This window comes from Verrucomicrobiota bacterium, from assembly GCA_034440155.1.
In the GTDB taxonomy this organism is placed as follows: domain Bacteria; phylum Verrucomicrobiota; class Verrucomicrobiia; order JAWXBN01; family JAWXBN01; genus JAWXBN01.
In genome coordinates this window covers 1-25,966 of record JAWXBN010000007.1, presented here as the reverse complement: position 1 = coordinate 25,966, position 25,966 = coordinate 1, and the positions used below count along the sequence as shown (strand labels likewise).

Below are 25,966 nucleotides of genomic sequence, written 5' to 3'. Positions count from 1 at the left end.
AAATTTTTAAAGAATCTAGGCCGTCTCGTACATGAGCATGGCGCGTTTGCGTTCCGCATGCCAATGATAATGGCCGATGACACCGGTTTCTCGTATGACACGGTGGCAAGGGATTAGGTAGGCGATAGGATTAGCCCCGACTGCAGTTCCCACAGCACGGCAGGCGGTGGGTCGGCCGATGGTTTTAGCCAGAGTACCATAACTGGTTAGATTCCCTTCAGAGACCGCGAGTAAAGCACGCCAGACACGGACTTGGAAATCTGTGCCTTTCACATACACACGTAAATGCCTCTGCCCTCCTTGATTTTTATTTTCGATTGATGAACTGACTTTTTTAACCACAGTAATGGCTTCTTCCCGTAATCGAGGAAAAATCATTGAAGCAATTTGTTTTGCCCGAGCCTGATTCATTTTTATAACCGACTTTGGCCAAATAGTTTGCAAATCAATTAAAGCCCCCTCTTTATCTCCATCTGGGAATGAGACATGACAAATTCCCCGTTGACTCTCGGCGATAAATATCTCACCAAATGGACTTTCTGAAAAGCCTGCTATGATATTCAAGCCCTGACCCTTACTTTTTATTTCTCCCGGGGTTGCTGCTTCTAAGTTTACACAAAGGTCATGAAGCCGGCCTGGCCCTGAAAGGCCGGAAGAAAGGGCTGTATCCAAAACACTTTTCCCTTGGCAGAGGAGTTCCTTTGCCCGGGTCAAGGTCAGGCATTGCAGAAAATCCTTTGGAGTAACCCCCGCCCTACGGACAAATATCCGGTGGAAATGGGCCATGCTCAGCCCTGTCTCGTGCGCAATTTGCGCGAGAGAAGGTCGCGCCGGATGAATCCCGTCCAAATACCGGATCACCTTCGCCATACGTTCATAATCATTCATCTGATCATGAATCCTATCACAGACGTACCCCATCGACCACCCGATTCTTGCGTTTGAATGTATTTGAGGACTGGTGGCCTGTGAAAAGAATGTCTTCCATTAGCCGCTCATTATCGTCAGGGGATCCAACATCATCCAATAGAAAATCTATGATACTCCCGGAGCCGAGGCTTCAGGGGCAGAAGGATGGTTATGGGGCATGGCAATACGGTCTTGTTGATTTGGGCCCTTCTCCAGTAGGCGCAGAAGGTGGTAACCGCCAGCGGTACAAGCATATCCAATAATGGAGACCAAGCCCACAATCATGAGCTCGTGCTCCATATTCAAATCAATCATCCAGAGATACTGTGCCCAAGCGACGCCCATGGCGAAAACACCTTGGATGCCCAGCACGATCAATACGCCGTGGTGGGGGATGCCCAGCCTTGGCTGTCCGCCTGCTAAAACAATTTTGAGGTCACGTTTGATCGCGTAAACCAGCCGGAGCCAGCCAGCCAAAACCAAGACCATGAAAGGGATATAAAGGTACTTGGCATACATTTCGGCGACGGGCATTTGGTGCATCTGGATATCAAATGGCTTAATAGGGATGTGCCAGGGGATTTTCCAAGAGGCGATGGTCCATTGGATGGATTCCAAGTTTGGAAGCGGAATATGAATGGCTCCTTGATGGCTAGTGGCATAGAGGAAAAGCGGTGCCGCTAAAATAGTAAGGATCAGTGTCACTGTATTCAGATGTAGCCCCCTCATCAGGAGCTTAGGATTACAGGGGATCGACGGGGTATTGTCATTCACTTCTTCAAAGCCAGAGGGATTCCAAGGCGCGGGAGCCTTATAATTCTTGTCTCCGCCAAGTTCCTGCCATTTGCGGTAGGCGAGAGCGTAACAGATAGTCGTGCAGATACTGAAAAATCCGCCCCAGACGAATATCCAGCGGTAGCCATAGGTAGCACTGTGTCCGAAATGCTGGCACAAATAAAGGGTGGCATCCATGCTGATGCCAGCGAGGAAGCTGCCAACGATCGCCCCGACGGAACGGATCATGGAGTAAGCGGAAGAAAGCTGGCCGTACCGGGATTTCGGCATAAGCCGCATCATGGCGGGCAGGAGGCAGACCCCGTAAAGGGATCCGGCAAAAACACCGACCACACCGTTAGCAAAGCTCACCCAGAAATACATATTAGACGGCATGGTCATAAAAAGCCATTGCCAACCACCGTTAAAGGCTCCCAAGGCACCGATGACCGACATATAGGCGAGCACACGCATCGGGTGCCAGCGGTCTACATAAATCGCCGCAAAGTATAGGGCCACTATACCGATCAGCATGTTAAACCCATTCATATTTCCCATCTGGGTCAAGTTCAAGCCTAGCTCTATCTGCTGGAACATACTAAACATGCCCACGCAGCACAACATCGCAAAGAAGGCCTGGGATAGGTAGAAGTACCAGTAGAAACGAACCCGGAAAGATTCGTTGGCGTAGATTTTGATATTCGCAATGAATTCCTGGATGGGGCCGACGTGTTTCTCGTTAGGGTTCTCGTGCGGTGGATACTCACCTTCCTTGACGAAAAAACACATAAGGCCGAAACCGATGAAATAGAGGATGGCCGCGCCAGTCATGATTTCCCGGGTGTGGGTCAGACCCAGCGGAAAGATGAGGACATTATACATGAACCCGGCACCGTTCCCCACAATGCGGAAGAGACTGGTGAAGCGCCCGAGCATGTGTCCGGGCACCACGTCATTAAAGAGATACCAATAAACCGAATTGACAAAGAGGTTAAAGAACGAGAAGACGATGAGGAAAATCGCTATCACCCCGATGGTGAGGCTGGCGGGGGCCATATTTTTAAAGAAGGGAATCCAAGTGCGCAGAAAAGTGGCGATCTCGGGGCTCCAGCCCATCAGGACCAAGCTGATGCAGAGAAAGGGGATCGTGTATAAAATGAACGGGATACGGCGACCGAGCTTGCTGCGGTGACGATCACTTTTAAAGCTTACCCAAGGACAGACAATTAAGTTTAGTATGGCCGGAATAGTGCCTGTGATGATGGCCAGCAGTGTGGATGAACAGCCCAGCTGTTGCAGCTTGAGCGGGACAATGGTTGGCACCACCGCCTCCATGAGAGTGAAACAAAAGTCACCCCAAAGTAACCAAGCAAAAAGAACCGTGATCGTGACCTTAGTATAGGTCAATGTACCACATTTCATTTCTTTAATGCGTGGTCCATCCTGTGGCTCGATATTTTGTGCGGTACTCATTTTTACTAGAAATAATACTCTGTGGACAAATAGTCTAATTAAGAATTTCTGTCATTATATTTTCTTAATAAAATTCTATAAATTCATACTTAATTACTCTTACTGGCTGAAAATTAAGGTTGATTCACTCCATGAATACACGAGAACAATGTTTATCGTTAAATATAAAATACTTACTATCAATGACTTAAAATACCCTCAAATAATCAAATTTTATCATTTCTTTGTGTGAAAATATCACTTGCCGGAAATACAGCTCTAGAGAATGGTTTCTGGTACTTTTTACTAAAATTTATAGGCCCACTACAACGAGAATTTATGATAATAATTAATAATGCGTATAAAATTTCATAAGTGATCGATTCTAAGTATTATTTTTAAACTTTTTTAGTTTCAAACTGGTAAATGACTCCGTCTAGAATATGATATGCAAACTTATGAAAAAACGCTGTCTTTCAAAGGCAGGCTTTACCCTGATTGAATTACTCGCTGTCATCAGTGTGATTGCCATTTTGGCGGCCTTAGCTATTCCAGCCGTCATGAAAGCACGGGAACGCGCGCAAATTGCTAAAAGTGGGAGTAACATCAGACAAATTTACCAAGCATTCTTGATGTATGCGGGAGACAATAACGACCAGTGTTTCTGGAGGGGTGCGGATATCGCCACAGAGGGAATGGATTGGTTCGCCCATGGCGGACGCAGTACGGGAAACCTGAGTAATGAACAAGGAGGATTATTTAATAAATTTGTCCCACGTCCTCTGAATATCTACGTGGGTGAAAATAACGAAATCTTCCGGCATCCAAGTGATTATAAACCCATCGCGGCCTTGGGCGGGAAAACACACTATGAAATGTACGGGAATGATTACGCCTTTAACTCGATGGGTTATCCCCAAGTGTGGGGCAAGGGTCTTTCGGGGGAATATTATGCAAATATATCGTCTTCAAAAGGAGTCATTGTTTTTCTTGAAGCCCAACTCGTGAAAGGCGGATTGAATTTTGCCGGTGGGGATAAAGGCCATATTGTCCTTTCAGACGGACGTGTGGAATATGGAACGCTCCCCCCGTCGGATGATTCCCTGTATAGCTGGGGCATGTAGGGTGGATGAGTTTGCGTTGACTCCCCCCTTTCAATAAAACTTGTCGGCCATCTATCCCAAAGAAAAGAAAACCCCCACTAGGATTAAAATACACCGTTGCGGGTTCACCTGACTCAGAAAAGTGACCAGTGCCTTAGGCGATTTGTACAAAGACTTTGTCGTCCTCCACCTTGACCGGGAATGTGGTGAGATTCTTTTTTACCGGTGGGCGTTTGGTTTCGCCATTGGTGAAATCAAAACATCCGTTGTGTTTGGGGCACTCGATGATATTACCCATCACCAATCCTCCGGAAAGGTGGACACGTCCATGTGTACAAAGTCCGTCAGTCGCATAGAATTTCCCGTCATTACCATGGTAAAGAGCGAAAGTGCGTGGACCATAATCAAAACGGATCACGTCACCTTCTGGAATCTCAGTCACCTTGGCCGCCTCGACCCAGCCTTCGTGCACCTTATGTTCTTGCGCTGTTTTTTCAAGAATAGGATGGGCAGACGGGGGCAATGTGCGTTCGACAAAATAAGTCGGATCCTTCGATTGTCGCCAGAGGGCGGGAATGATTTCTTTGTATGCTTCCCAGAATCCGGAATACGGTCTGGGTGTATCATAAAGCACTTCCTTGTGCAGGGCGGGGAGATTATAATAGGGGACCATCGGGAACATGTGATGCTCCACGTGATACTGCATATTCCAGTAGAGGAAACTCGAAATAGGATTCATATAAACCGTGCGGCAATTCAACCGGTGATCGAGAACGTCTTCAGCGAGGGCAGCATGTTGGGTCATCCCGGTCAGCAACATATGCCAAGCCCCGTAAAAGCCGGGGAGAATGATATACATCAAGGGCAAGAAACTTTTCATCCAGAGCGCTGCGACAATCGTAGCGATATAAATCGTGACAAAAATCCGGGCATTCCGGACGACCTTTGGCCATTCACTCTCAGGAATGTATGTTTTTTCGACTTCGGAAACATTTCCACCCGCATGATAAAAAATATTTTTAAGTTCGTGTATCCCGCCCTTGATATTAAATACCCCCATAACAATTCCTTTCAAGTCAGGCGGGCGCTGGAAAAGTAACTCCGGATCACGCCCCACAATAATCGTGTCCGTATGATGTCTTTGATGGCTCCATCTCCAGGGCACGGATTCGCGCAAAACCATAAATGAGGCCATTTCGTAAATCACATCATTCATCCACTTGCTCTTAAAAGCGGTTCCATGGCCACATTCATGCCAGCGTGAATCGGATGCTGAAGCAAAAAGGGCGCCGTAAATCAGGAAAACCGGAATCGACCACCACGAGATCCAAGTGTAATAACCCAGCCATCCAACCGCGATGATCGCGGCGAACCAAATAATTGTATCCCGGATGGCCGGCCAGTTGCGGCGTTGCATGAGTTCTTTCATGCGTTCACGGGGAATCGGGGTCATATACCAGTCTGCCGAGGAAAGTCCCCGTTCTTCTGCACGTTTGGCTTCCGGTCCGAGGAGACTATAATCTTTAAGGGGGGTAACTGTTTTCATGATGGGGATAATCTATGCATAACTACCAAAATAATTGACCTAAATCAATCTATACATTTCAGCACGATATTTTCATTTCTTCTCTGCGACGTCGTCAGGATACCTCTACAAGAAACTCGTGTCTTGATCGCCACCCGAGCACCTTACCTTTATTAGGTAAAAAAATACCTGAATGATCCTAAATTCCCGAGAAAAAAGAGAACCATGCTTTGCTATGGGGGCCGTTTGAAGCTACATACAGGGGAGCAATATCCCTAATAATCCCGAAGCAACCTGCATTTGGCACAGGATATGCTTTTTACTTATAAAATCAAACTATGAAAAAAATCGAAGCCATCATTAAACCTTTTAAACTTGAAGACGTTAAAGAAGCCTTGTCCGAAAAAGGTTTCCACGGGATGACCGTCACGGAATCCAAGGGGTTCGGCCGTCAAAAAGGCCACACAGAAATCTACCGAGGCAGTGATTACCAAGTGGATTTCCTGCCCAAACTTAAAGTCGAGGTGGTCGTGGCGGATGAAGATGTGGAAAATGCGGTGGAGGCCATTCTGAATTCTGCAAAAACCGGGAAAATCGGTGACGGGAAAATTTTCGTTTTTCCTGTTTATGATGCTGTCCGGATCAGGACCAATGAAAAGGGTGAACGGGCCGTTTAGCTCCATTTCCGAGCACTACACGGATATTTGCACGACCACAGCTGTGGCATTATCCTTGCCTGACTCACTGACGGCAGTCTCCACTAACCTCTGAGCGATTGTGGAATATTGATCCCCACCCACGGGCATTCTCGCCAGGTCCTCCAAATAATGGTCCCATATACCGTCCACCACACCATCTGTGCAAAATACAAAAGTATCCCCAGCTTGTGTCTCCACGGTCCCGATATGGGGATCGAGGAATTGGTGCCCGGCCCCGAGGGATTGATTCAGGATCGAGCCCCGCGGGTGATTACGCGCTTCCCGCTCGGTGAGTTTACCCTGTCGCCGCAAATACCCCACGTGACTATGATCATGGGTGAGCTGGATCATTTTCCCGTCCGCGGGCACATGATAGATCCGGCTGTCCCCGATATGTGAAAAATACATTTTCCCCGGGGTGAACCATCCCAGGCTCAATGTCGCCCCCATCCCCACACATTCCTCATAATTCTGTCCCATCACCAGCATCTCATCATGGATGCGGCTAAAGAGTTCACTCAATATATCGTAGAATCCCATATCGATCTTCCAATTCGAAAACGCAAAACTCTTTGGTAGGAGCTTCGTGATTTTATCCACGGCGATCCGGCTGGCGAATTCCCCGGAATTCGCCCCGCCCATCCCGTCACTGACGGCAAAAACATAATCAGACCCTTCCAGCGAACCTTCCCCGATCTTACCCAAGTGCCGGACTTCGCGGGCATCAAAATTTAACGCAAGAAAGGTGTCTTCATTATTTTGCCGGAACCGCCCCGGGTGAGTCATCCCCGACCAAGCCACTCTTTGCATAATCATTCCTTGGTCACTCATACTTTATTGTCCAGCTTCTCGAGCAATTCTTTTGGAAAGGGCGAAACGTATCCGGGATCGTCGGTGATGCATGCAAACTCGAAATCGATCACACAAAACCGCCCGTCTGAGGTGAGGTAGGTGATATTCCGCAGGAATGGGTCGTCATGCCGGACTCCGTAACTTTCGAGTTCCGCAAAAATCTCTTTAACTCTTCCCTCACCCATGATTTCCACGCGCCCCCCGCAATTTGTCGTGACCATGTAAAGATTTTCTTCATCCATCTCCAGCAATCGCGGGACAAATTCACATTTTTTCTTTTCTAGATACTTCAGGATTTGAACTTCATTTTTGAAACGTTCCGCCGCATAAGGCCCCCGGAAAGTTTTATGAACCCTGCCGTCGTAACCAATCCTGACGAGAGCCCTCTGAGTATCTTTAATTTCATGCATGGATTCCACCCAAGCTGCCACTAAGGATGCCCTCCTGCAAGCCTGTGTTTAGGGAATTCCATTTATTCAGGTAAATTATAAATATCTTATAAATAGTTACTTATAAAAAATGCCTCCTGGATTATTATTTTTAAAAAATTGCAATAATTTACTTTTAAGTTGGCATGCTAATTGCTGTATTAGTCAAAAGATGACTCGTCACTTGCCTTCACGGTATTTGATGATTTAATCACACAACCAAAGACAAAAACCTAAACATCATTCAAATATTTATGGCAAAATACAAACTCGAATACATCTGGCTCGATGGGTACAAACCCGTTCCTAGCCTGCGCAGCAAAACCCAGATTAAAGAATTCTCCAGCTTCCCGAAGCTTGAAGAATTGCCCATGTGGGGCTTCGACGGAAGCTCGACTCAACAGGCTGAAGGAAGAAGCTCGGACTGTATGCTCAAGCCCGTGGCCGTTTTCCCTGACTCCACCCGCAAAAATGGTGTGCTCATCATGAGTGAAGTCATGATGCCCGATGGTGTCACTCCCCATATTACAAACTCCCGCGCCACCGTTCTCGACGATCCCGGTGCATGGTTTGGATTTGAGCAAGAATATTTCCTTTATCAGGACGGCCGTCCCCTTGGTTTCCCTAAAGACGGGTATCCCGCTCCTCAAGGACCTTATTATACCGGTGTCGGTTTTGAAAACGTCGGTGATATCGCCCGCAAAATCGTCGAAGAACATATCGACATCTGTCTCGACGCCGGGATCAACCATGAAGGAATCAATGCTGAAGTCGCCAAAGGCCAATGGGAATTCCAAATCTTTGGTAAAGGCTCCAAAAGCGCCGCCGACGAGGTCTGGGTCGCCCGTTACCTCCTCTCCCGCCTTTGTGAAAAATACTGCGTGACTGTCCAATACCATTGTAAACCCCTCGGGGCCACTGACTGGAACGGTTCAGGCATGCATTCAAATTTCTCCACGGAGTTTATGCGTACGGTGGGCGGTAAAGAATACTTCGAAAAACTCATGGCTGCCTTCGACAAGTTTAAAGAAGAGCACATCGCCGTTTACGGGCCTGATAACCACATGCGTTTGACCGGTCTCCATGAGACACAATCCATTGATAAATTCAGCCATGGTCTCGCTGATCGTGGAGCCTCTATCCGTGTCCCGCACAGCTTCAAAAATAGCGATTACAAAGGTTACCTCGAAGATCGCCGTCCAAATTCACAAGGCGACCCCTACCAAATCGCCTCCCGTATCCTCAAGACGATTGCCACGGTCCCGACCAAGTAAATCGCCGTCCAAAACAATTTGCTCTGCGGTCCCGTGAGGCCGCATGAACTACAAAAAGCGTGTCTGTCACCAGACACGCTTTTTTATTGCGTAAATTGTATAGAGCCTGATTACAAAGCAGTTTTTACAGAGGCCCTCTGGATGAAATATTCCCCTTGGCTGCCTTGTGTACGGGGGATGCTTTATTGCCATCTCTTGAGCGACTCTTCATGGCGGTGTTTACTGTGGAGGAAAAAACGGATGACGCCATATTTCGGGCTGAAAACCACAGCCAAAAGGAAAATACCGGCAATGACCAGAACCATGCAGGGGCCGGCAGGAGCCTCGATCCAATAAGATAACCAGAGCCCGGCGGCAGAACCCAATGCCCCGATCACCGCCCCACCCCACATGAGGAACCGGACGGAATTCGAAAAAAGATAAAGCGTCGCCGCCGGGGCGACCATCAGCCCGAGGCTCAGGGTCAAACCCACTGTCTGCAGGGCAGACAGGACGGTGCACACCATAAAAATCACGATCAGGAAATTCAGCGCCCGGGTGTGGATCCCAATACTGGAGGCGATGGAACTTTCAAACAAGGTAAGGAGAACCGGCCGCTGGAGCACGACCATGGTGGGGACAATCACCAGCATTGTCGCAAATTGCACCCAGAGGTCGGAGTCCGATACACCCAGGACATTACCAAAAAGGTAATGCATGAGGTCGACACGGATATCATTCTTGAATACATAAATAATAATCACCCCGATCGCAAAAGAAAATGCACAGAGGATGCCCACGGCCGTGTCGTGTTTGACCCGGCTACAGCGGTAAATCACCTCGCCCCCGACCGCGACAAATAGGGCGGCAATCAGGCCCCCGGCAAAAAGAGCAATGGAACCCAGCCCGAAAAAAACAACCGATAAGGCCAGCCCCGGTAGCAGCGCGTGGGATAACGAATCGATCGTCAGGGCTAACCGGCGTAATATGATAAAGACACTCATGAACCCGCAGGTAAACCCCACCATCAGGCAGGTCAAAAGTGCCCGTTGCATAAAATCGTAGTGGAATGGTTCAATCAACCAATTCATGACACGTGCTCCCCCGAAAAGATCCTTGTATGATAGGCCTTCGTTATATTTTCTTCATTGAGTGCGTCTGCCACCGGCCCGCACGAGATTAATTCACCATTGAGTAAAATCGCATGGTCGAAAAAATCCCCAGCTTGATTTAAGTCATGATGGGAAACGATCAATAATTTGCCCAGTTCCCTGAGCCGCCGGAATGTCTTGCCCAAGGAGGCTTGGGAATTCTTATCCAGCCCGGCAAAGGGTTCATCCAGCAGGAGCACGATCGATTCCTGAGTGAGGGCTCGCGCGATAAAAACCCTTTGTTGCTGGCCCCCGGATAATTCACTGATTTGCCGGTGGGCAATGTCTTTCAAATCCATGTCGGAAAGGGCTTGCTGGACAATTTGCGCGTCTTGAGAGGTGAATTTTTTCCGCCACCCGAGAGCGGTATAACGGCCCATCTCGACTAACCCCTCGACAGTCAAAGGGAAATCAGGGTCGATAACGAGTTTCTGGGGGAGGTAACAAATCTTATGACGGTGGTGCTCGGCAGCCCCGTGGTGGTGGTGGTAACTGCAACCATTCAAATGCACATGCCCGGTTTCTAATGGTACGAGCCCAGCAATGGCTTTCAGCAGGGTGGATTTCCCGGCACCATTCGGACCGAAAAGCCCGACACAATGATTGTCCCCAATGCCAAAATCAATATGGTGAATGGCAGGAATCCGGTTATAAGACACGGTTAAATCCTCCACCTCTAGTTTGACATGCGTATGGCTCATGGCAGGGAGATCCTTCCTTCAAATTTGCCGTTCTCCGACCAAAGGGTACGTTCGGCCACTACGGCACCAGTGCCGTCGATGAACTTCACCTCAAAAGCATGGCGGCGAGATGTATCCGCCCATTTCACCTCACCCATCAAGTCGAGGCCTTTGACCGTGATCGTGGGGGGTAGCCCGACAATGATTTCCCCTCCGGGTTTCCGGTCGATCATTTTCGCCTGCCTCTTGTCCAAAAGCAATTTGCCCAGGTACTCAAATGTGTAAAAGGTGGGTTCATCCCCAAAATAAATCTCAAGGTGATAAACCATTGCGGCTGGTGGAGGGATGATTTGTCCATGGCTAGCAGGAATGGGAGCAGGGCGGGTCACCCGGTAAACCGGCCACGCCAGCAACAGAATAAAAAAGGCCGCAATAACGGCCTGTATGAGTGGTGAACCCCGCATGTGGTATGATGGTCTGTGATTATTTCAGCGCATCGACAATTGTCGAGACATTATGTTTATACATACCGATATAAGTGGATTCCGCCCCCGTGCCCAATCCATCTGCATACAAGGTGCCTGCGAGGACTGCGCCTGTTTCTTTTTCGATTTGTTTTTGGACCCTTGGATTACTGATATTTTCGGCAAAAATGGCTTTGACCCCTTCCTTTTTGATTTCAGCGATTAACTCTGCGATGTGTTTGGATGTCGCCGTGTCTTTGGTCGAGACCCCTTCGATTGAATGAATCTTAAATCCATAATCCTTGGCGAAATAACCTAGGGCATCGTGGGACGTGATCAAGATTCTTTTGTCACGAGGAATTTGCGCGATCTGGCCATCGACCCATTTCTGGAGGTCTTTAAGCCGGGCAATATAATCCTTCGCATTTTTGGTAAAAATCTCTTTCTGCGACGGGTCGGCAGAGATCAAGGCGTCACGGATGATTTCAGTGGCCTTTATCGCATTGGGAATACTGTGCCACCAATGAGGATCCTCGGACTTACCATCCTTGACCGTTCCTGCGTGGTCGTGACCTTCGCATTTCTCTTGTCCCTGCTCAATCCACTGTGAAGGGATGCCTGCCCCGATATTAATGATCTGGGTTTTGCCTTTGCTCGTATCTTCTAATTTACCGAGATAATTTTCCATTCCTTTTCCCGAAGCAAAAATAAGGGGAGCCGCGGACATCTCCCGCATTTGGATGACGGTGGGGTTAAATTCATGGGGATCCTGACCCGGCTTCACCATGTCTATGACTTTAACCCGGTCACCCCCCACATTTTTCACAAAATCCGACAGGACAGAGCTTAGGGTAACGACTTTCACCGGTTCGGCTGACAGAAAAGCCAAGGAGAATATAAGACTGAAGGTGAAGAATAGGATTTTTTTCATCAGCCCATTTAACCTTATCTCCTTTATTATTGCAAGTAGATTGTATTAGATAAACGGTAAAGTGCCCGCCCCCCTTGCTAAATTATCGGGCCAGAGTGGAAATAAAATATCTTTGGGCGCGAGCATTGAGTCCAGAGGAAATCCAGGATAAAAAACCGGCAGGCTTGATTCTTCATCTGACTCACCATAACTTGTCCGGACGATATGAACCGTAAAAAACCATTACTCCTCAGCCCCGCCGGGGATTGGGAATGCCTGCGGGCCGCGATTGAAAACGGGGCGGACGCGATTTATTTTGGGCTCGAAGAGTTTAACGCCCGTATGCGGGCAAAAAACTTCACCACAGCCGACCTTCCCGAAATCATGTCCACCCTGCATGCCCGCGGGGTAAAAGGTTATGTCACGATGAATACCCTGATCTTTCCAGCTGAGCTCTCCCGGGCCGGGCGGCAACTGGAACTTTGTGCGGCGGCCGGAGTCGATGCGATGATTATCCAAGACATCGGATTGATCCGTTTGTCGCGCGAGATCTCCCCCGCTCTTCCGATCCATGGCTCCACTCAAATGACCGTGACATCGGGTGAAGGGATCACATTTGCCAAAGGCCTCGGTGCAGAATTGGTCGTCCTCGCCCGCGAGACATCCTTGAAAGAACTGCGCAAATTGCGTAACGAGCACCCCGAGATCGATCTGCCGCTGGAGATGTTCATCCACGGCGCGCTTTGTGTGGCGTATTCGGGACAATGCCTAACGAGTGAATCCCTCGGTGGCCGCAGCGCCAACCGGGGTGAATGCGCTCAAGCCTGCCGGATGACCTATGAAATGGTGGTGGATGGCAAAAAAATCGACCTCGGCGATAAAAAGTATCTGCTCTCCCCACAGGATCTCTCAGGACTGGAAGCGATTCCAGAGCTCATTGATCTGGGGATAACCTGCCTCAAAATCGAGGGGCGTCTCAAAGCACCGGAATACGTCGCCAATATCACGCGTGTGTACCGGAAAGCCATTAATGAGGCATGGGAGAAACATTGCCTCCAGCCCCAAGCAGAAGACCGTTATGAAATGGAAATGGCTTTTTCGCGTGGGCTTTACCCGGGCTGGTTCGGCGGGGTCAACCATCAAGAGCTTGTCCATGCGCGATTCGGCAAAAAACGTGGGGTGTTTCTCGGTGTGATTTCCCGTGTCGGTGACATTTTTGTGGAGTTCCGTGCGGAGGCTCCACTTACCGAAGGTGATGGCATTGTTTTTGACCAAGGCAAAGATACCGATCAAGAACAGGGAGGGCGCATCTGGCGCATTGATCGTAAAGGGGAAATGGCCCGGATTTCTTTTGAGCCCGGCAAAATTGATTTTCTCCAATTACGCGAGGGTAACCGGATCTGGAAAACCAATGATCCCCGGCTCGACCGCAAAGTCCGGGCGACATACGAAACCGACAAAATCCTACGCAAATTGCCTATCGACATCGCCGTGAAGGGTGGCCCGGGTGAACCCCTCGTGGTGACTGCGACGATCCCGGGTGAAGCGTTTACAGCCGGGGCTTCCTCGACGATCCCCTTACAAATCGCACAGAAACATCCCCTGACCCCGGACAAATTGCGTGAACAATTTGCGCGTTTAGGGACGACACCTTTCGAGCTGCGTGAGCTGGATATGACAGGTTTGGTAAAAGACTGTATTTTACCCGTCAGCGAATTAAATAAATTACGCCGGGATCTCGCCGTGGCACTGGAAAACAAATTGCGCACGCATCCGGGATTCCCCGTGCAAGCCGGGGCACTGGATAAATTACGCGGGGAACTCTTCAAAAACATCCCCGCACAGCCAGACAATACAACATCGCCCGCCCTCATAACACTTTGCCGTACCCATGAGCAAGTCCTTGCCAGTGCCCGGGCCGGAATCAAAACCATCTATCTGGATTATGAAGATCCTCGTCGGTACACAGAGACGATCCAGTCCTGCCGTGAGCAATTTGCACCTGAGATCCGATTCATCTCCGCCATACCACGGATTCAAAAACAAGGGGAGACGGGGCTCCTGAAAATGGTCAGCGGGTGCGGGGGGGACGGATTCTTGATCCGTAACTACGGGGGCATTGATTATTTTACAAAGTGGAAACAGTCCGAAAAACCAGACGCCCTTTTGGTCGGGGATTTTTCTCTAAATGTAGCCAATGAGATAACCGCTGATGCATTTTTATCCCGAGGCTTGGATTTCCTGACGGTCTCCTATGACTTGAATATTGAACAAACCATGGACCTGCTCCTCAGGATACCAGCCCACCTCTTTGAAATCACACTGCACCAGCACATGCCCATGTTTCACATGGAGCACTGCGCCTTTGCTGCCTTCATGTCCACGGGCACCGATTATACAAATTGTGGGCGACCCTGCGAAAAACATCAGGTCCAGCTCAAAGACCGCGTGGGGCAACTCCACCCCTTAAAGGCGGATGCAGGCTGTAGGAATACCCTCTTTAACGCTGTAGCACAGACAGGAGCGGAATATTATGCCGAATTCCTCCGGACGGGGATCCGCCGGTACCGGATTGAATTCGTCAATGAAACCCCAGAAGAGACGGAAAAAACCATCCGCAACTATCAAATGTTACTTGCACAAGAAATAAATGGTTCAGAATTATGGCGGAATCTGAGGCTGATCAACCAACTCGGTGTCACGAGGGGAACCCTTGCTCATCATCATTAGTCTTTAGGAATCAATTAATTAGACTTTCATTTTATTCTCTTATTTCATCTGGGAAAGTTACACTTGAATATGAAAATATTCATAGAAATTCTTGATAATTATAGAAATAAGCATTACCAATAATGTTATGGGCAATTTTAAACATTTTTTAGATCGACTCTTTTCCCGCATATTTAAAATTGTCATCTTTACTGGAATAGCAATAGGTGCATACGTTTTGTGGAATGGCTGGGGAAACGCTGCCTTATCAGATGAGCAGGTAAAGATTTTGGATAAAGAAACCAAAGTAAAAATGTCAAAAACTGACAGAAAACAAGGGTTTAGCGGTATTAAGACAATCTACAACAGTGTCGACGATGAATTAACCGGGGCACAGATCGACACCGAAAAAGGCAGTAACATAAATAGAGACGAGAAAACTGACGAATAAAGTCCAACCGCGATTTTAACGGCGGGACTTCACACGGATCATCGCGGATTGTTTGGAAATGTGGGCCTGGAGGGCTGCTTCCCCGTCATAACCACTAAAATCTTTCTTGGCCATGGCTTCTTCGGCCCTCTTAAGGGCTGCTTCAGTCTTACCTATATCGATATCCTTCTCCCAGATAGCCATATCGGTCAAGATCGAGATGGTGTCTTCCACCACCTGGATGACCCCGCGACCGATCGCCATATGCTGGAGATTACCCCCATTGGATACTTTGAGTTCACCAGGCTGAGCTAATGTCATCAGAGGAATGTGGCCGGGAAGCACGTCGATCTCACCGTCAACGGTGGGCATGACGACAGAGTCAGCCTCTTCATTGAAAGCAATTTGCTCCGGCGTGATTATTTCTACCTTAAGCTTGGCCATAATTGGAATCCGCTGATGTTGTTAATTTATTGCGACTCCTGGCGGATCTGGTCGATGCCGCCCTTCATATAGAAATTCGCCTCAGGCACATCATCGTGTTTGCCTTCAAGAATTTCTTTGAATCCGCGGATCGTCTCGGCAATCGTGACATATTGACCTTTGGAACCGGTAAAGATTTCGGCCACATGGAAAGGTTGCGAGAGGAAACGTTGGATTTTACGGGCGCGATAAACGGTGAGTTTATCTTCGGGGCTGAGTTCATCCATACCCAAGATCGCAATGATATCCTGCAAGTCTTTATAACGCTGGAGGACTTTTTGCACACCACGGGCGACGGCATAATGCTCGTCCCCCACGACATCAGGGGCGAGGGCTTTTGATGTCGAGGCCAAAGGATCAACCGCAGGGTAAATACCCAGCTCAGCAATGGAACGCTCCAATACGATGGTGGAATCCAAGTGGGCAAAGGTATTCGCCGGTGCCGGATCGGTCAAATCGTCCGCAGGCACATACACAGCTTGGAAAGATGTGATTGACCCCTTTTTCGTCGAGGTGATCCGTTCCTGCAGCTGGCCCATTTCGGCCGCCAAGGTCGGTTGGTAACCCACCGCGGATGGGGTACGACCGAGGAGGGCGGACACTTCTGAACCCGCCTGTGAGAAACGGAAAATGTTATCGATGAAAAGGAGCACGTCCTGGTTCTTTTCATCGCGGAAATATTCGGCCATAGCCAATCCGCTCAAGGCAACACGCAGACGGGCACCGGGGGGCTCATTCATCTGGCCATAAACAAGGGCCACTTTGGATTTCGAAATATCATCCTGATTAATAACACCGGACTCACTCATTTCATGGTAAAGGTCATTACCTTCACGGGTACGTTCACCCACACCACAGAAAACGGAGTAACCACCGTGGCCTTTGGCGATGTTATTAATGAGCTCCATGATGACGACCGTCTTACCGACACCGGCACCACCGAAGGCTCCGACCTTACCCCCTTTTGTGAAGGGACAAATCAAATCGATGACTTTAATGCCGGTCTCAAGGACATTGGCTTTTGTATCCTGGTCGACCAAGGGCGGGGCTTCGCGGTGGATCGGATAGGTCTTTTCATATTTTACCGGTCCGCGTTCATCCACGGGTTCACCAAGGACATTAAATACCCGGCCGAGGACCCCTTCCCCGACAGGGACAGAAATGGGTTTGCCGGTGCCCGTGACAGGCATACCGCGCTTGAGGCCTTCCGTGGTGCTCATGGCAATGGCGCGTACCACATTGTCACCGAGATGTTGTTGAGTCTCAAGGGTGAGGACTGTGGGTTTGCCGTTAAGCACATAGTCAATCGTGAGCGCATCATAGATGGCTGAGATTTGGCCCGGGGGGAACTCGACGTCCACCACCGCTCCCAGCACTTGTAGAACTTTACCTTGGTTACTCATAATATTTTCCTTCGAATGTTGAAAAAACTGTCTTTTTTTAAAATCCACTAATTCATCGCCGCTTGGGCGGTTGAGATTTCCAGAATTTCATTTGTGATGCTAGCCTGACGCTTGCGGTTATAGTCCAGTGTCAGATCCTTGATCAACTGTTTGGCATTGTCTGTCGCGGACTTCATCGCGACCATACGGGCACTGTGCTCGCTGGCTTCAGCTTCGAGCATCGTTTGGTAAACCATGAAATGCACATAATATGGGAGGGTTTCATCAAGTACGACCTCAGGATTTGGCTCGAATTTAAACTCCACTGTCGAGTCTACCTTTTCGATGTCTGTGGAGACCTGCTCTTCATGCGTATGGTCATGGACTCCCGCAATCATATTCAAGTTATTGATCGGCAGGATTTGTTTCACCATCGGTTTTTGGGTCAGCGTATTAATGAAATTTGTAAAGAGCACACTCACACGATCATATTCGCCACTCTTAAAACGCTCGATCAAGAACTCAGAGATATGTTTAGCATCTAAGAAAGTGAAGTTTTCTTTCCGTTCAAAATCCGCGACCAGATTCCTCTTTGCACGGACAATGGCTTGTGTCCCTTTTTTGCCGAGGGAAACAAAACCTGTTGTTTCAGCCGGAAAAGTCAATGCTTCGCGAGTGAGGTTTACATTTAACCCGCCGCAAAGGCCGCGGTTCGTGCTGATCATGAGCACCAGCTCTTTTTTTACCGGACGATGGACGAGGTAAGGGTGTTCGGACTCTTCCACACGACCGCGCATCGCTTTGATTATCTCGTTAAAGAGTTTGGCAAAAGGTTTCCCCGCTAAGGCACGCTGCTGCGCCTTGCGCATTTTGCTCGATGCGACCAGCTCCATCGCCTTGGTTATTTGCGATGTATTTTTTACCGACTTAATACGCCGGCGGATGTCACGGAGTGCCATGGTTTTTGTTTATCCGGTTATTTATAAGTGCTTTTGAATTCAGTCACAGCCGCTTTGATATCGGCATTAATCGTGTCATTAAAAGCTTTTTCCTTACGGATCGCCTCCAGCAGGGCTGCTTTGCGGGTCATGAAATAATCAGTGAGCTTTAATTGGAAATCCTTGATCTTATCGACGGCGATATCATCCAAGAAACCATTCTGGATCGTCCAGAGGATCGCCGATTGGAGCTCGACAGTGAAAGGATTGTATTGGGTTTGTTTAAAAAGCTCCACAATACGGGAACCGCGGTCGAGCTTTGCTTTTGTGCCGGCGTCGAGGTCGCTGCCGAACTGTGCAAATGCAGCCAATTCCCGGAACTGGGCTAATTCACCTTTGATTTTTCCGGCGACTTGTTTGATGGCTTTGATCTGAGCGGCAGATCCGACACGGGAGACGGACAGACCGACATTGATCGCAGGGCGCACACCTTGGTAAAAAAGGTCTGTCTCCAAATATATCTGACCGTCGGTAATCGAAATGACATTCGTCGGGATGTAAGCAGAAACGTCACCGGCTTGTGTTTCAATAATCGGAAGTGCGGTGAGTGAACCATTCCCGTTCTTTTCATTCAAACGTGCGGAACGTTCAAGCAAACGGGAGTGCAGGTAAAAAACGTCACCGGGATAAGCTTCACGGCCCGAGGGACGTTTCAGCAAGAGGGAAATCTGACGGTAAGCCGCGGCATGTTTGGAAAGGTCATCAAAAATGATCAAGGCATCCATTCCATTGTCCATAAACCATTCACCCACGGCGCAACCGGCAAACGGGGCGAGGTATTGGTTTGTGGCGGAGTCGGAAGCACCGGCGACGACTAGGATCGTATATTCAAGAGCACCTTTTTCTTCTAAGATGCCGACGATGCGGGCGATATTCGAGCTCTTCTGGCCGACAGCCACGTAAATGGAATAAATCGGGCGGAAATCGGGTGTATCGTGATTTTGCCGGTTGATATTGGCATTATTAATAATGGTGTCTATCGCGACCGTTGTTTTCCCAGTGGCACGGTCTCCGATGATTAACTCGCGTTGTCCGCGACCGATCGGGATCATCGCGTCGATAGCCATGATTCCAGTTTGCAGAGGCTGGTTCACCCCTTTGCGTTTGATGATGCCTGCGGCGATTTTTTCAACAGGATAAGTCACGTCGCTTTTGATTGGGCCCTTCCCGTCAATCGGGCGTCCGAGGGCATCCACCACACGTCCCAAGAGGCCTTTACCCACGGGGACCTGGAGCAATTTGCCCGTTGTTTTGACTTCGGAACCTTCTTTAATGTGGGTGTAATCACCGATAATCACCGCACCGACCTGTGTCTCTTCGAGGTTCAATGCCAGCCCGATGGTGCCGTTATCAAATTCAATCATCTCATTCATCATACAATCGCCCAAGCCTTCAATCTTGGCCACACCGTCACCGATCTCACGAACGGTACCGACATTCTGGCGGGAGACACTGGCTTTTAAACCGGCGATTTGTGTTTCAATATCCTGTAACAGAGTGCTCATCTTATTTTTCCTCGAATTGTTTTTGCGATTAAAATGATTCTTTAAGTTTTTCGAGACGTCCGGCGACCGAACCGTCATAAATATCACTTCCGGCGCGGATTTTGATACCGGCCAAAAGTCCGGGATTAGTTTTCTGCGTAAAGTCTAATCCCTTTCCGTAACTTTTTTCCAAGATTACTTTGATCTGGTCAAAAGTCGCCTTGTCTAATGCGGCTGCTGACTCGACTAAGACGCTGCGTTTCTGGAGCTCCAATCGCAAGAGGCGCGTGAAAGCATTCAGGATATCACGGAAGCCCGGTGGTTTCTTTTCAATCAAAGCCTTCACGATATTCAAGGCTTTCACCTCGTCCAAAGTGTCTCCAGATGTGCAGGCACGCAAGAATTTCTTGCCTTCTTTGAGTGCTTCACGGGAGTTTTTCATACGGGATAGGCTATTCTGGTCTAAAAGTTATGCGATTAAATTTTTGACTGCCTCGTCATTGAGGCGTTTGCGGTCATTATCATCCAGTGTCTTTGAAAGCACCTTGGCAGTGGTCTCCACGACGAGACGCCCGATTTCTTTTTTTAACTCAGCTTGCATACGCTCATAGTCGAGGACGGAGGCTTCCTTAGCCTGCTTGATAATGGCTTCGGCCTGGGCGATAGCTTTTTGGGTCTGCTCGGTGAGGATACGCGTCGCGGCCTCGCGGGCTTCCTCGATGTGTTTCTGAGATAGTTTTTCGGCCTGGTCTAATATTTCTTGAGCTTTGGTCTGGGCATTGGCCAGTTCCTTTTTAACACGCTCCGCATTGGCAATTCCCTCAGTGATCTTTTCACGACGCTGATCGAGCATTGCCAAGACGGGCTTGAATCCAAATTTCTGGAGGACAAAAAGAACGACACCGAAACCAACAATCTGCCCGATGAGTTTCGGCCATGAAATGCCCAATATATCTATGAGTTGTTCCATATGAATCGTCCCTTTTCTTGATGTGTACTGAAATGCCTGTGACTAGAATTTCACAACGAAATAAGCCAAAATCGCCAAACCTTCAGCGAAAGCCATACCCAAAAGACCGAAAACCAGAATGTTACCAAATGCACCGGGGTTCCGACCAATGGCTTCGACACCTTTTGACCCGATCATTCCGACGGCAATGGCCGCGGCTGCGGCGATCAAACCGATTGCCAATTGTCCACCTGTAATCACTACTTCAGCTAAGAATGCGCTCATAATTTTTTTTCCTGTTTTTTATTACTTGATTAGTTGTTTCTGCCGCGACCCACACTCGTTGGCAATGGTCATCGCAGACAAAATTATTATTATTTGTCGGAGGGGGGGGTTTAATGCCCGCCTGCGCGACCTTTTTCGCCTTCATCATCATGATCGTGATCGTTACCATGACTGCCGTCGTCGATGTGGGTACACATTGTCGCCGTAAAGGCGACACATAAAATCGTAAAGACTAAGGCTTGAACCGTTGCCACAATCACTTCCAGAAAATAAAAGGGGATCGCCGCCAGACCAAAAGGCAACATCCCGAGCATAATCGTCAGGACACTTTCACCCCCGTAGATATTTCCATAAAGACGCATGGACAATGCCACAGGGCGGATCAAGATCGAAATGACCTCCAAGATACCGACAGCCGCAAAGATAGGCACTAACATAACTAACAGAAAACCTTTCATCCCACCTTTCGGCCCGAACATGTGAACGAAAAACCCCCAGACACCGTTAAATCTGATCGCCCAATAGAGATTCATCACAAAAAACACAAAAGCCATGGCGATCGTCATATTCGCATCAGCCGTCGGTGGCCGGAAAAGGGGGACGTAATTTTGATTAGAAGAAGAAACATACAAAGGCAATTTTTCAAAAAATCCGGACTCTTTCTTTTCGAGCCTCTTTTCTTCATGCAAAAGCCCAGGAGTAATATGTATATCTAACGCGCCTTCTTCAGCCTGGACATCAGCGATCTCACGATGGTCGTGACTCTTGACCAGAATACTCCCGACTCCGGGCAGCAGGCCCATGAGATTTGCTGTCAAAATAAAGATGAAAAACGAGGCGATAATGGGCATCGACCATTTCACGACTTTCGGGTCTAGAATCGTGGATAAAAAGTTTTGGATACCTTCCACCACAGCTTCCACCGCATTCTGGGCACCACTCGGGATTTCTTGCATTTTTTTAGTCGACAGGCGCAGCACCAAGAGAATCACAATAGCGATCACCCATGTGTAAACCATGGAGTTCGTGATCTCGATACCCAATTGCTTGAGATTAAAGACCGTCGGTGCATCTTGTGTTAAATCAGCTAAAAAGATCATATTTGTATACGTCCGAAAATAGTATCACCACCATTCAACGGGGATAAAGCTCACTGCCTGTAGTGAGCGCGACAATCTATTCAGTGCCACAATTTGCGTCAAATCCTTTTTTTCTAGATACAGCATCAAGAGGCTTAGTAAAAATCGTAATCTATTGGTTTTCAATTTTTTATGAACTTTTTGACAATATCGAAACAATCCCCGCATGCCGTGGTAGCCATGATCCCGACCACCACTTAAGTTAACACTTAATTACCCCCATTCCTTGCCTTTGTGGCGGCACATGGCGAAAAATAGAGCCCGGATTTACCGGAATGGATGACATTCAAGAAGATAACTCTTGTTTTCATTCGTAAGAAATTGATAGTGAAATCATGGTTCGATTTACTATCCTTGGCAGTGGCAGCAGCGGAAATTGCGCTTATCTGGAGACAGACCAGGCGCGAATCCTCATTGATGCCGGCTTTAGCGGCAAACAAATTGCCCAGCGCCTCGAGAAAATCGGCCGTAAAATCGAGGATATTAACGCCGTTATCCTTACCCATGAGCATTCCGACCATACTCAAGGCCTCAATATCCTGTGTAACCGCCACAAAATCCCCCTTTATTGCAATCGCCTTACTCAGGAAGCCATCGCCGGAAATCTCAACGGCTTCACAAATTATCAGATTTTTTCCACCGGCAGCACTTTTATGATCAGGGATATCGGGATCGAAACTTTCAGTGTGCCCCATGATGCTTACGACCCCGTCGGCTTCGCACTCACAGCCGGAAAAAGTAAAATCGGTTTCCTCACCGACCTCGGTTACGCCACGCGGCTGGTGATCGAACGTATCCGCCAGTCAAATGTCATTGTCCTAGAAACTAACCACGACCTCAAGCTCCTCCAAAATGACACCAAACGCCCTTGGTCAGTGAAACAACGGATCCTTTCCCGGCACGGACACCTCTCAAATGAAGCCGCCGCTGAGTTAACCAAAGAAATCGTCACGGACAATTTGCGCCAGCTCTACCTCGGCCACCTCAGCCGCGATTGTAATTCCCCCGAGCTCGCCTTCCAGACTGTCTCCACCATGCTCGGCACTATCGGCGCCATGCACGTCTCAGCCCAGGTCACCAGCCAGGATGAACCCTGCTCCACCCTCGAACTGGCCTAGGCGCACCACACGAGAAGACGGTCGAGATTTATTCGTTTATTGATCCAGCAGCATTCGCGAGGGAGATTTCTTCTGGTTATCTTCCGTCAGTTACTGGAGTCGGGCACTCTTGGACGTGCGTGCTGAACGGAGTGAGGATGGCAGAGGTTACGAGCTCCAGCATTCGAGCTATTGCTCATGAGAGTCCATTTTTAGACGAGAAGAGAGCACCCTTTGTTTATCACTCAGCACAGTTTGAAAATCGTATCAGGAGCCCTAACTTTTAATGGAAGGGAGAGAATGGTCGATGCGGAAGCATCCGACGTCACAGACCGAAGCCCTTTTACCATACCAGCACCCATGAATTTGAGAAATGTCATCCCTGCCGCGACAGCGGTTTTGTTTAGCTAAACACTGCAACAAATCTCTCTGGACGCTCGGGTGCTGAGCTTGTATCGTTAGGGCTCACTGCCACGCCTACCAAGAACCGCAATTTTTAAAAAAAAATATAACCCTATGAGCGAATTTAAATCGAGAGATCCACTCCACGGTATCACTCTGGAGACGATTCTCACCGAGCTCGTCGCTCACTACGGCTGGGATGAGCTCGGGCAGGCCATCCGGATTCGTTGTTTTAATTTCGACCCGAGTATCAAATCCAGCCTGCAATTCCTGCGGAAAACTCCTTGGGCACGGGCAAAGGTGGAGGACTTCTATCTCTCCTATAGACAATACGACGCGCCGACTGTGCCACCCACAGATACTCCCCTTCCCCCGGGCTAAAGCAAAAAAGAACGTCACGTCTCTTTCTCTATTCCTGATGCAAATTGCTCCAGAGCGGCAACGGGGTAAGGTCCCCCTCCCCCTACACACTCGCCCGACAGGCCTTTTTTCCCTTCGTGCCTTTCGTCTTCTTCGCGGTGCAAATTGCTCCCTATGAGTTCCTCCGCAAATTTGTGCCGTGAAACCCGCTTATTTTTAAGTTCCCCTAATGAAAAATTTGAGTTAAACCGCATGTCACTCGGAAACTTTTCTTTTTTATGAATCATACAAATCCCCCTGATCCATCAAATCCTCTCACCGCCACGGACTGGTCGCAAATTGCGGCCTCTCCAGAATTCCAAGCACTCGTTGCCGCCAAAAGGCGGTTCATTATTCCGGCGACGATCTTTTTTGTGCTCTACTATTTCGCCCTGCCCATCATGGTCGGTTACTTCCCCCGGCTGATGGAAATGACAGTGATTGGACATGTAAATCTGGCTTATCTCTTTGCGTTATCCCAGTTTTTTATGGCATGGATCCTGGCCTACCTTTATGTCCGGAAATCGGCGCGCTTCGACGCCATGGCCGCGGAGATAGTCGCCTCGCAGAACGTCACAGTATCCCCCCGATAAAAAAAGCAAAAATATGACTATTACTCTCATGATGTTTCTAGCTTTCGTCTTGGTCACTCTGGGGGTCACCTACTGGGCGGCGGGGAAGTCCAAAGGGTCGAGCGCCTACTTCACCGCTGGCCGCTCGATTACGGGCTGGCAGAATGGTCTGGCGGTCGCAGGTGATTATATGAGTGCGGCCTCCTTTCTAGGCATTACGGGCATGATCGCCGCCTTCGGTTATGACGGATTTATGTACTCAGTAGGCTGGCTCGTGGCGTACCTGACGGTACTGCTGATTGTGGCTGAGCCCCTCCGGAATGCAGGAAAATACACGATGGCCGATGTGCTGGCCTATCGACTCAAAGCGCGCCCTGTGCGGGCTATGGCAGCGCTGAGCACGCTCACGGTGAGTACCTTTTACATGGTCGCACAAATGGTCGGCGCGGGCGCACTGGTCTCGCTGCTCATGCCCGGCATCCCCTTTAATATCGCCGTAGTCAGTGTGGGACTCATTATGATTATCTATGTCGTTTTCGGCGGGATGCTGGCGACGACCTGGGTGCAGATCATAAAGGCCGTGCTCCTGATGAGTGGCACGATCTTCCTGAGCATTTTGGTGATGAGACATTTCGGATTTAGCTTTGCAAATTTCTTTAACGCGATCGCCACCGTCACCTACACCGACCCCACGACCGGGACAGAGGTGGTGAAGAACTTTCTCCAGCCCGGACTCAAGTTCAAGCCGCCCTATGGGGCTCTGGATTTGATTTCCCTGGGGATGGCATTGCTTTTTGGGACGGCCGGGCTCCCGCACATTCTCGTCCGGTTCTACACCGTCCCTGATGCCAAAACGGCGCGAGTGAGCGTCGTGTGGGCGATGATCATTATCGGTCTCTTTTATATTCTCACCACATTCCTCGGATTTGGCGCGGCCACGATCCTGGGTAAAGACTTTATTGCCGGACACGGCGGCACGAATATGAGTGCGCCTCTACTCGCACAGGCTTTGGGCGGCGAGATATTCTTTGCTTTTATTTCCGCAGTGGCCTTCGCCACGATTCTCGCTGTGGTCGCAGGACTCACCATCAGTGCATCGACATCCTTTGCTCATGATTTCTATACAAATGTCCTGCATCATGGCCGCCCGCAGGCTCCGGGTCGAGAGGTCAAAGTCGCGCGCATCACCTCCTTCGCTGTCGGCGGTCTTTCCATGGGTATCGCCATTATTCTCACGGAGAAGGCTAATGTCGCTTTTCTCGTCGGCCTAGCCTTTGCCGTGGCGGCCTCGGCAAATCTCCCGGCCATTGTTTTCTCCCTTTTCTGGCGACGTTTTAACACCACGGGCGCTGTCGCTGGCATGGCCACCGGACTTACTTCCTCGATCATTCTGATTCTGATCAGTCCTGCTTTCATGGGTAAATCCGCGATTTTTCCT

The 25,966-nt window shown here is 49.1% G+C and carries 27 protein-coding genes; 9 read left to right on the top strand and 18 right to left on the bottom strand.

What is annotated here, in order from left to right; all coding sequences use genetic code 11:
* Positions 1-15: 15 nt before the first annotated feature.
* Together SGI98_00545 and SGI98_00540 are read right to left on the bottom strand one after the other, a co-directional pair.
* Positions 16-888 carry a methylated-DNA--[protein]-cysteine S-methyltransferase gene (locus SGI98_00545; protein ID MDZ4741890.1) on the bottom strand — a complete coding sequence of 291 codons (873 nt, stop codon included), beginning with the start codon at positions 886-888 and terminating at the stop codon, positions 16-18.
* Positions 889-1,035: 147 nt separating this feature from the next.
* Positions 1,036-3,156, bottom strand: a complete 2,121-nt coding sequence (locus SGI98_00540; GenBank protein MDZ4741889.1) for an MFS transporter — start codon at positions 3,154-3,156, stop codon at positions 1,036-1,038.
* A gap of 437 nt (positions 3,157-3,593) precedes the next feature.
* On the opposite strand from SGI98_00540, the gene SGI98_00535 reads away from it, so the two are divergent.
* The gene (locus tag SGI98_00535; protein MDZ4741888.1) at positions 3,594-4,259 is read left to right on the top strand and encodes a prepilin-type N-terminal cleavage/methylation domain-containing protein; all 666 of its coding nucleotides are present in this window, start codon (positions 3,594-3,596) and stop codon (positions 4,257-4,259) included.
* 133 nt (positions 4,260-4,392) lie between these two features.
* On the opposite strand, the gene SGI98_00530 is transcribed toward SGI98_00535, so the two are convergent.
* Positions 4,393-5,784: a fatty acid desaturase gene (locus SGI98_00530; protein MDZ4741887.1), complete on the bottom strand. Its 1,392-nt coding sequence runs from the start codon at positions 5,782-5,784 to the stop codon at positions 4,393-4,395.
* Positions 5,785-6,101: 317 nt separating this feature from the next.
* Here SGI98_00530 and SGI98_00525 point away from each other — a divergent pair, with 317 nt between their 5' ends.
* The gene (locus tag SGI98_00525; protein ID MDZ4741886.1) at positions 6,102-6,440 is read left to right on the top strand and encodes a P-II family nitrogen regulator; all 339 of its coding nucleotides are present in this window, start codon (positions 6,102-6,104) and stop codon (positions 6,438-6,440) included.
* 15 nt (positions 6,441-6,455) lie between these two features.
* Here the strand turns inward: SGI98_00525 and SGI98_00520 are convergent, their stop codons facing one another.
* Complete coding sequence (locus SGI98_00520) at positions 6,456-7,292, bottom strand: protein phosphatase 2C domain-containing protein (protein MDZ4741885.1); 837 nt, start codon at positions 7,290-7,292, stop codon at positions 6,456-6,458.
* Positions 7,289-7,723, bottom strand: a complete 435-nt coding sequence (locus tag SGI98_00515) for a serine/threonine protein phosphatase (protein MDZ4741884.1) — start codon at positions 7,721-7,723, stop codon at positions 7,289-7,291. The genes SGI98_00520 and SGI98_00515 overlap by 4 nt, the downstream gene beginning before the upstream one ends.
* Positions 7,724-7,995: 272 nt before the next feature.
* On the opposite strand from SGI98_00515, the gene SGI98_00510 reads away from it, so the two are divergent.
* Positions 7,996-9,015 carry a glutamine synthetase beta-grasp domain-containing protein gene (locus tag SGI98_00510; GenBank protein MDZ4741883.1) on the top strand — a complete coding sequence of 340 codons (1,020 nt, stop codon included), beginning with the start codon at positions 7,996-7,998 and terminating at the stop codon, positions 9,013-9,015.
* A 182-nt stretch (positions 9,016-9,197) separates the two neighbouring features.
* On the opposite strand, the gene SGI98_00505 is transcribed toward SGI98_00510, so the two are convergent.
* The 4 genes from SGI98_00505 to SGI98_00490 are packed head-to-tail and all read right to left on the bottom strand — an operon-like array spanning position 9,198 to position 12,220.
* Entirely contained in the window at positions 9,198-10,085 is an 888-nt protein-coding gene (locus tag SGI98_00505; protein MDZ4741882.1) for a metal ABC transporter permease, read from the bottom strand.
* Positions 10,082-10,846 (bottom strand): metal ABC transporter ATP-binding protein, encoded by a 765-nt coding sequence (locus tag SGI98_00500; protein ID MDZ4741881.1) that lies wholly within the window; start codon positions 10,844-10,846, stop codon positions 10,082-10,084. The genes SGI98_00505 and SGI98_00500 overlap by 4 nt, the downstream gene beginning before the upstream one ends.
* Complete coding sequence (locus SGI98_00495) at positions 10,843-11,289, bottom strand: hypothetical protein (protein ID MDZ4741880.1); 447 nt, start codon at positions 11,287-11,289, stop codon at positions 10,843-10,845. Before SGI98_00495 ends, SGI98_00500 begins: the two co-directional genes overlap by 4 nt.
* A 19-nt stretch (positions 11,290-11,308) precedes the next feature.
* A complete protein-coding gene (locus SGI98_00490) occupies positions 11,309-12,220 on the bottom strand; it encodes a metal ABC transporter substrate-binding protein (GenBank protein ID MDZ4741879.1) in 912 nt (303 codons plus the stop codon).
* A 204-nt stretch (positions 12,221-12,424) separates the two neighbouring features.
* Here SGI98_00490 and SGI98_00485 point away from each other — a divergent pair, with 204 nt between their 5' ends.
* Both SGI98_00485 and SGI98_00480 read left to right on the top strand, forming a co-directional pair.
* Positions 12,425-14,929, top strand: coding sequence for a U32 family peptidase (locus tag SGI98_00485; GenBank protein MDZ4741878.1), 2,505 nt, complete (start codon positions 12,425-12,427; stop codon positions 14,927-14,929).
* A 91-nt stretch (positions 14,930-15,020) separates the two neighbouring features.
* On the top strand, positions 15,021-15,359 hold the full coding sequence (locus SGI98_00480) for a hypothetical protein (protein MDZ4741877.1): 339 nt from the start codon (positions 15,021-15,023) through the stop codon (positions 15,357-15,359).
* A gap of 15 nt (positions 15,360-15,374) precedes the next feature.
* Here SGI98_00480 and atpC read toward each other — a convergent pair whose 3' ends face one another.
* The 8 genes from atpC to SGI98_00440 form a co-directional block, all read right to left on the bottom strand.
* Positions 15,375-15,782 (bottom strand): ATP synthase F1 subunit epsilon, encoded by a 408-nt coding sequence (gene atpC / locus SGI98_00475; protein MDZ4741876.1) that lies wholly within the window; start codon positions 15,780-15,782, stop codon positions 15,375-15,377.
* A 26-nt stretch (positions 15,783-15,808) separates the two neighbouring features.
* Positions 15,809-17,224, bottom strand: coding sequence for a F0F1 ATP synthase subunit beta (gene atpD, locus SGI98_00470; protein MDZ4741875.1), 1,416 nt, complete (start codon positions 17,222-17,224; stop codon positions 15,809-15,811).
* Between the two features lie 47 nt (positions 17,225-17,271).
* Positions 17,272-18,162 carry an ATP synthase F1 subunit gamma gene (atpG, locus tag SGI98_00465; protein MDZ4741874.1) on the bottom strand — a complete coding sequence of 297 codons (891 nt, stop codon included), beginning with the start codon at positions 18,160-18,162 and terminating at the stop codon, positions 17,272-17,274.
* A 17-nt stretch (positions 18,163-18,179) separates the two neighbouring features.
* Positions 18,180-19,706, bottom strand: a complete 1,527-nt coding sequence (atpA, locus tag SGI98_00460) for a F0F1 ATP synthase subunit alpha (GenBank protein ID MDZ4741873.1) — start codon at positions 19,704-19,706, stop codon at positions 18,180-18,182.
* A gap of 28 nt (positions 19,707-19,734) precedes the next feature.
* A complete protein-coding gene (gene atpH / locus SGI98_00455; GenBank protein MDZ4741872.1) occupies positions 19,735-20,127 on the bottom strand; it encodes an ATP synthase F1 subunit delta in 393 nt (130 codons plus the stop codon).
* A gap of 27 nt (positions 20,128-20,154) precedes the next feature.
* On the bottom strand, positions 20,155-20,655 hold the full coding sequence (atpF, locus tag SGI98_00450) for a F0F1 ATP synthase subunit B (GenBank protein MDZ4741871.1): 501 nt from the start codon (positions 20,653-20,655) through the stop codon (positions 20,155-20,157).
* A gap of 42 nt (positions 20,656-20,697) precedes the next feature.
* On the bottom strand, positions 20,698-20,919 hold the full coding sequence (locus tag SGI98_00445; protein ID MDZ4741870.1) for an ATP synthase F0 subunit C: 222 nt from the start codon (positions 20,917-20,919) through the stop codon (positions 20,698-20,700).
* Positions 20,920-21,029: 110 nt separating this feature from the next.
* Entirely contained in the window at positions 21,030-22,019 is a 990-nt protein-coding gene (locus tag SGI98_00440; GenBank protein MDZ4741869.1) for a F0F1 ATP synthase subunit A, read from the bottom strand.
* Positions 22,020-22,393: 374 nt separating this feature from the next.
* Here SGI98_00440 and SGI98_00435 point away from each other — a divergent pair, with 374 nt between their 5' ends.
* Positions 22,394-23,176 carry an MBL fold metallo-hydrolase gene (locus SGI98_00435; GenBank protein ID MDZ4741868.1) on the top strand — a complete coding sequence of 261 codons (783 nt, stop codon included), beginning with the start codon at positions 22,394-22,396 and terminating at the stop codon, positions 23,174-23,176.
* Between the two features lie 495 nt (positions 23,177-23,671).
* Positions 23,672-23,938 (top strand): VF530 family protein, encoded by a 267-nt coding sequence (locus tag SGI98_00430; GenBank protein MDZ4741867.1) that lies wholly within the window; start codon positions 23,672-23,674, stop codon positions 23,936-23,938.
* 14 nt (positions 23,939-23,952) lie between these two features.
* Here SGI98_00430 and SGI98_00425 read toward each other — a convergent pair whose 3' ends face one another.
* On the bottom strand, positions 23,953-24,204 hold the full coding sequence (locus SGI98_00425) for a hypothetical protein (GenBank protein MDZ4741866.1): 252 nt from the start codon (positions 24,202-24,204) through the stop codon (positions 23,953-23,955).
* On the opposite strand from SGI98_00425, the gene SGI98_00420 reads away from it, so the two are divergent.
* Both SGI98_00420 and SGI98_00415 read left to right on the top strand, forming a co-directional pair.
* Positions 24,196-24,549, top strand: a complete 354-nt coding sequence (locus tag SGI98_00420) for a DUF485 domain-containing protein (GenBank protein MDZ4741865.1) — start codon at positions 24,196-24,198, stop codon at positions 24,547-24,549. The genes SGI98_00425 and SGI98_00420 overlap by 9 nt on opposite strands.
* Before the next feature lie 13 nt (positions 24,550-24,562).
* The coding region (locus SGI98_00415) for a sodium/solute symporter (GenBank protein ID MDZ4741864.1) at positions 24,563-25,966 on the top strand (1,404 nt) is incomplete at its 3' end.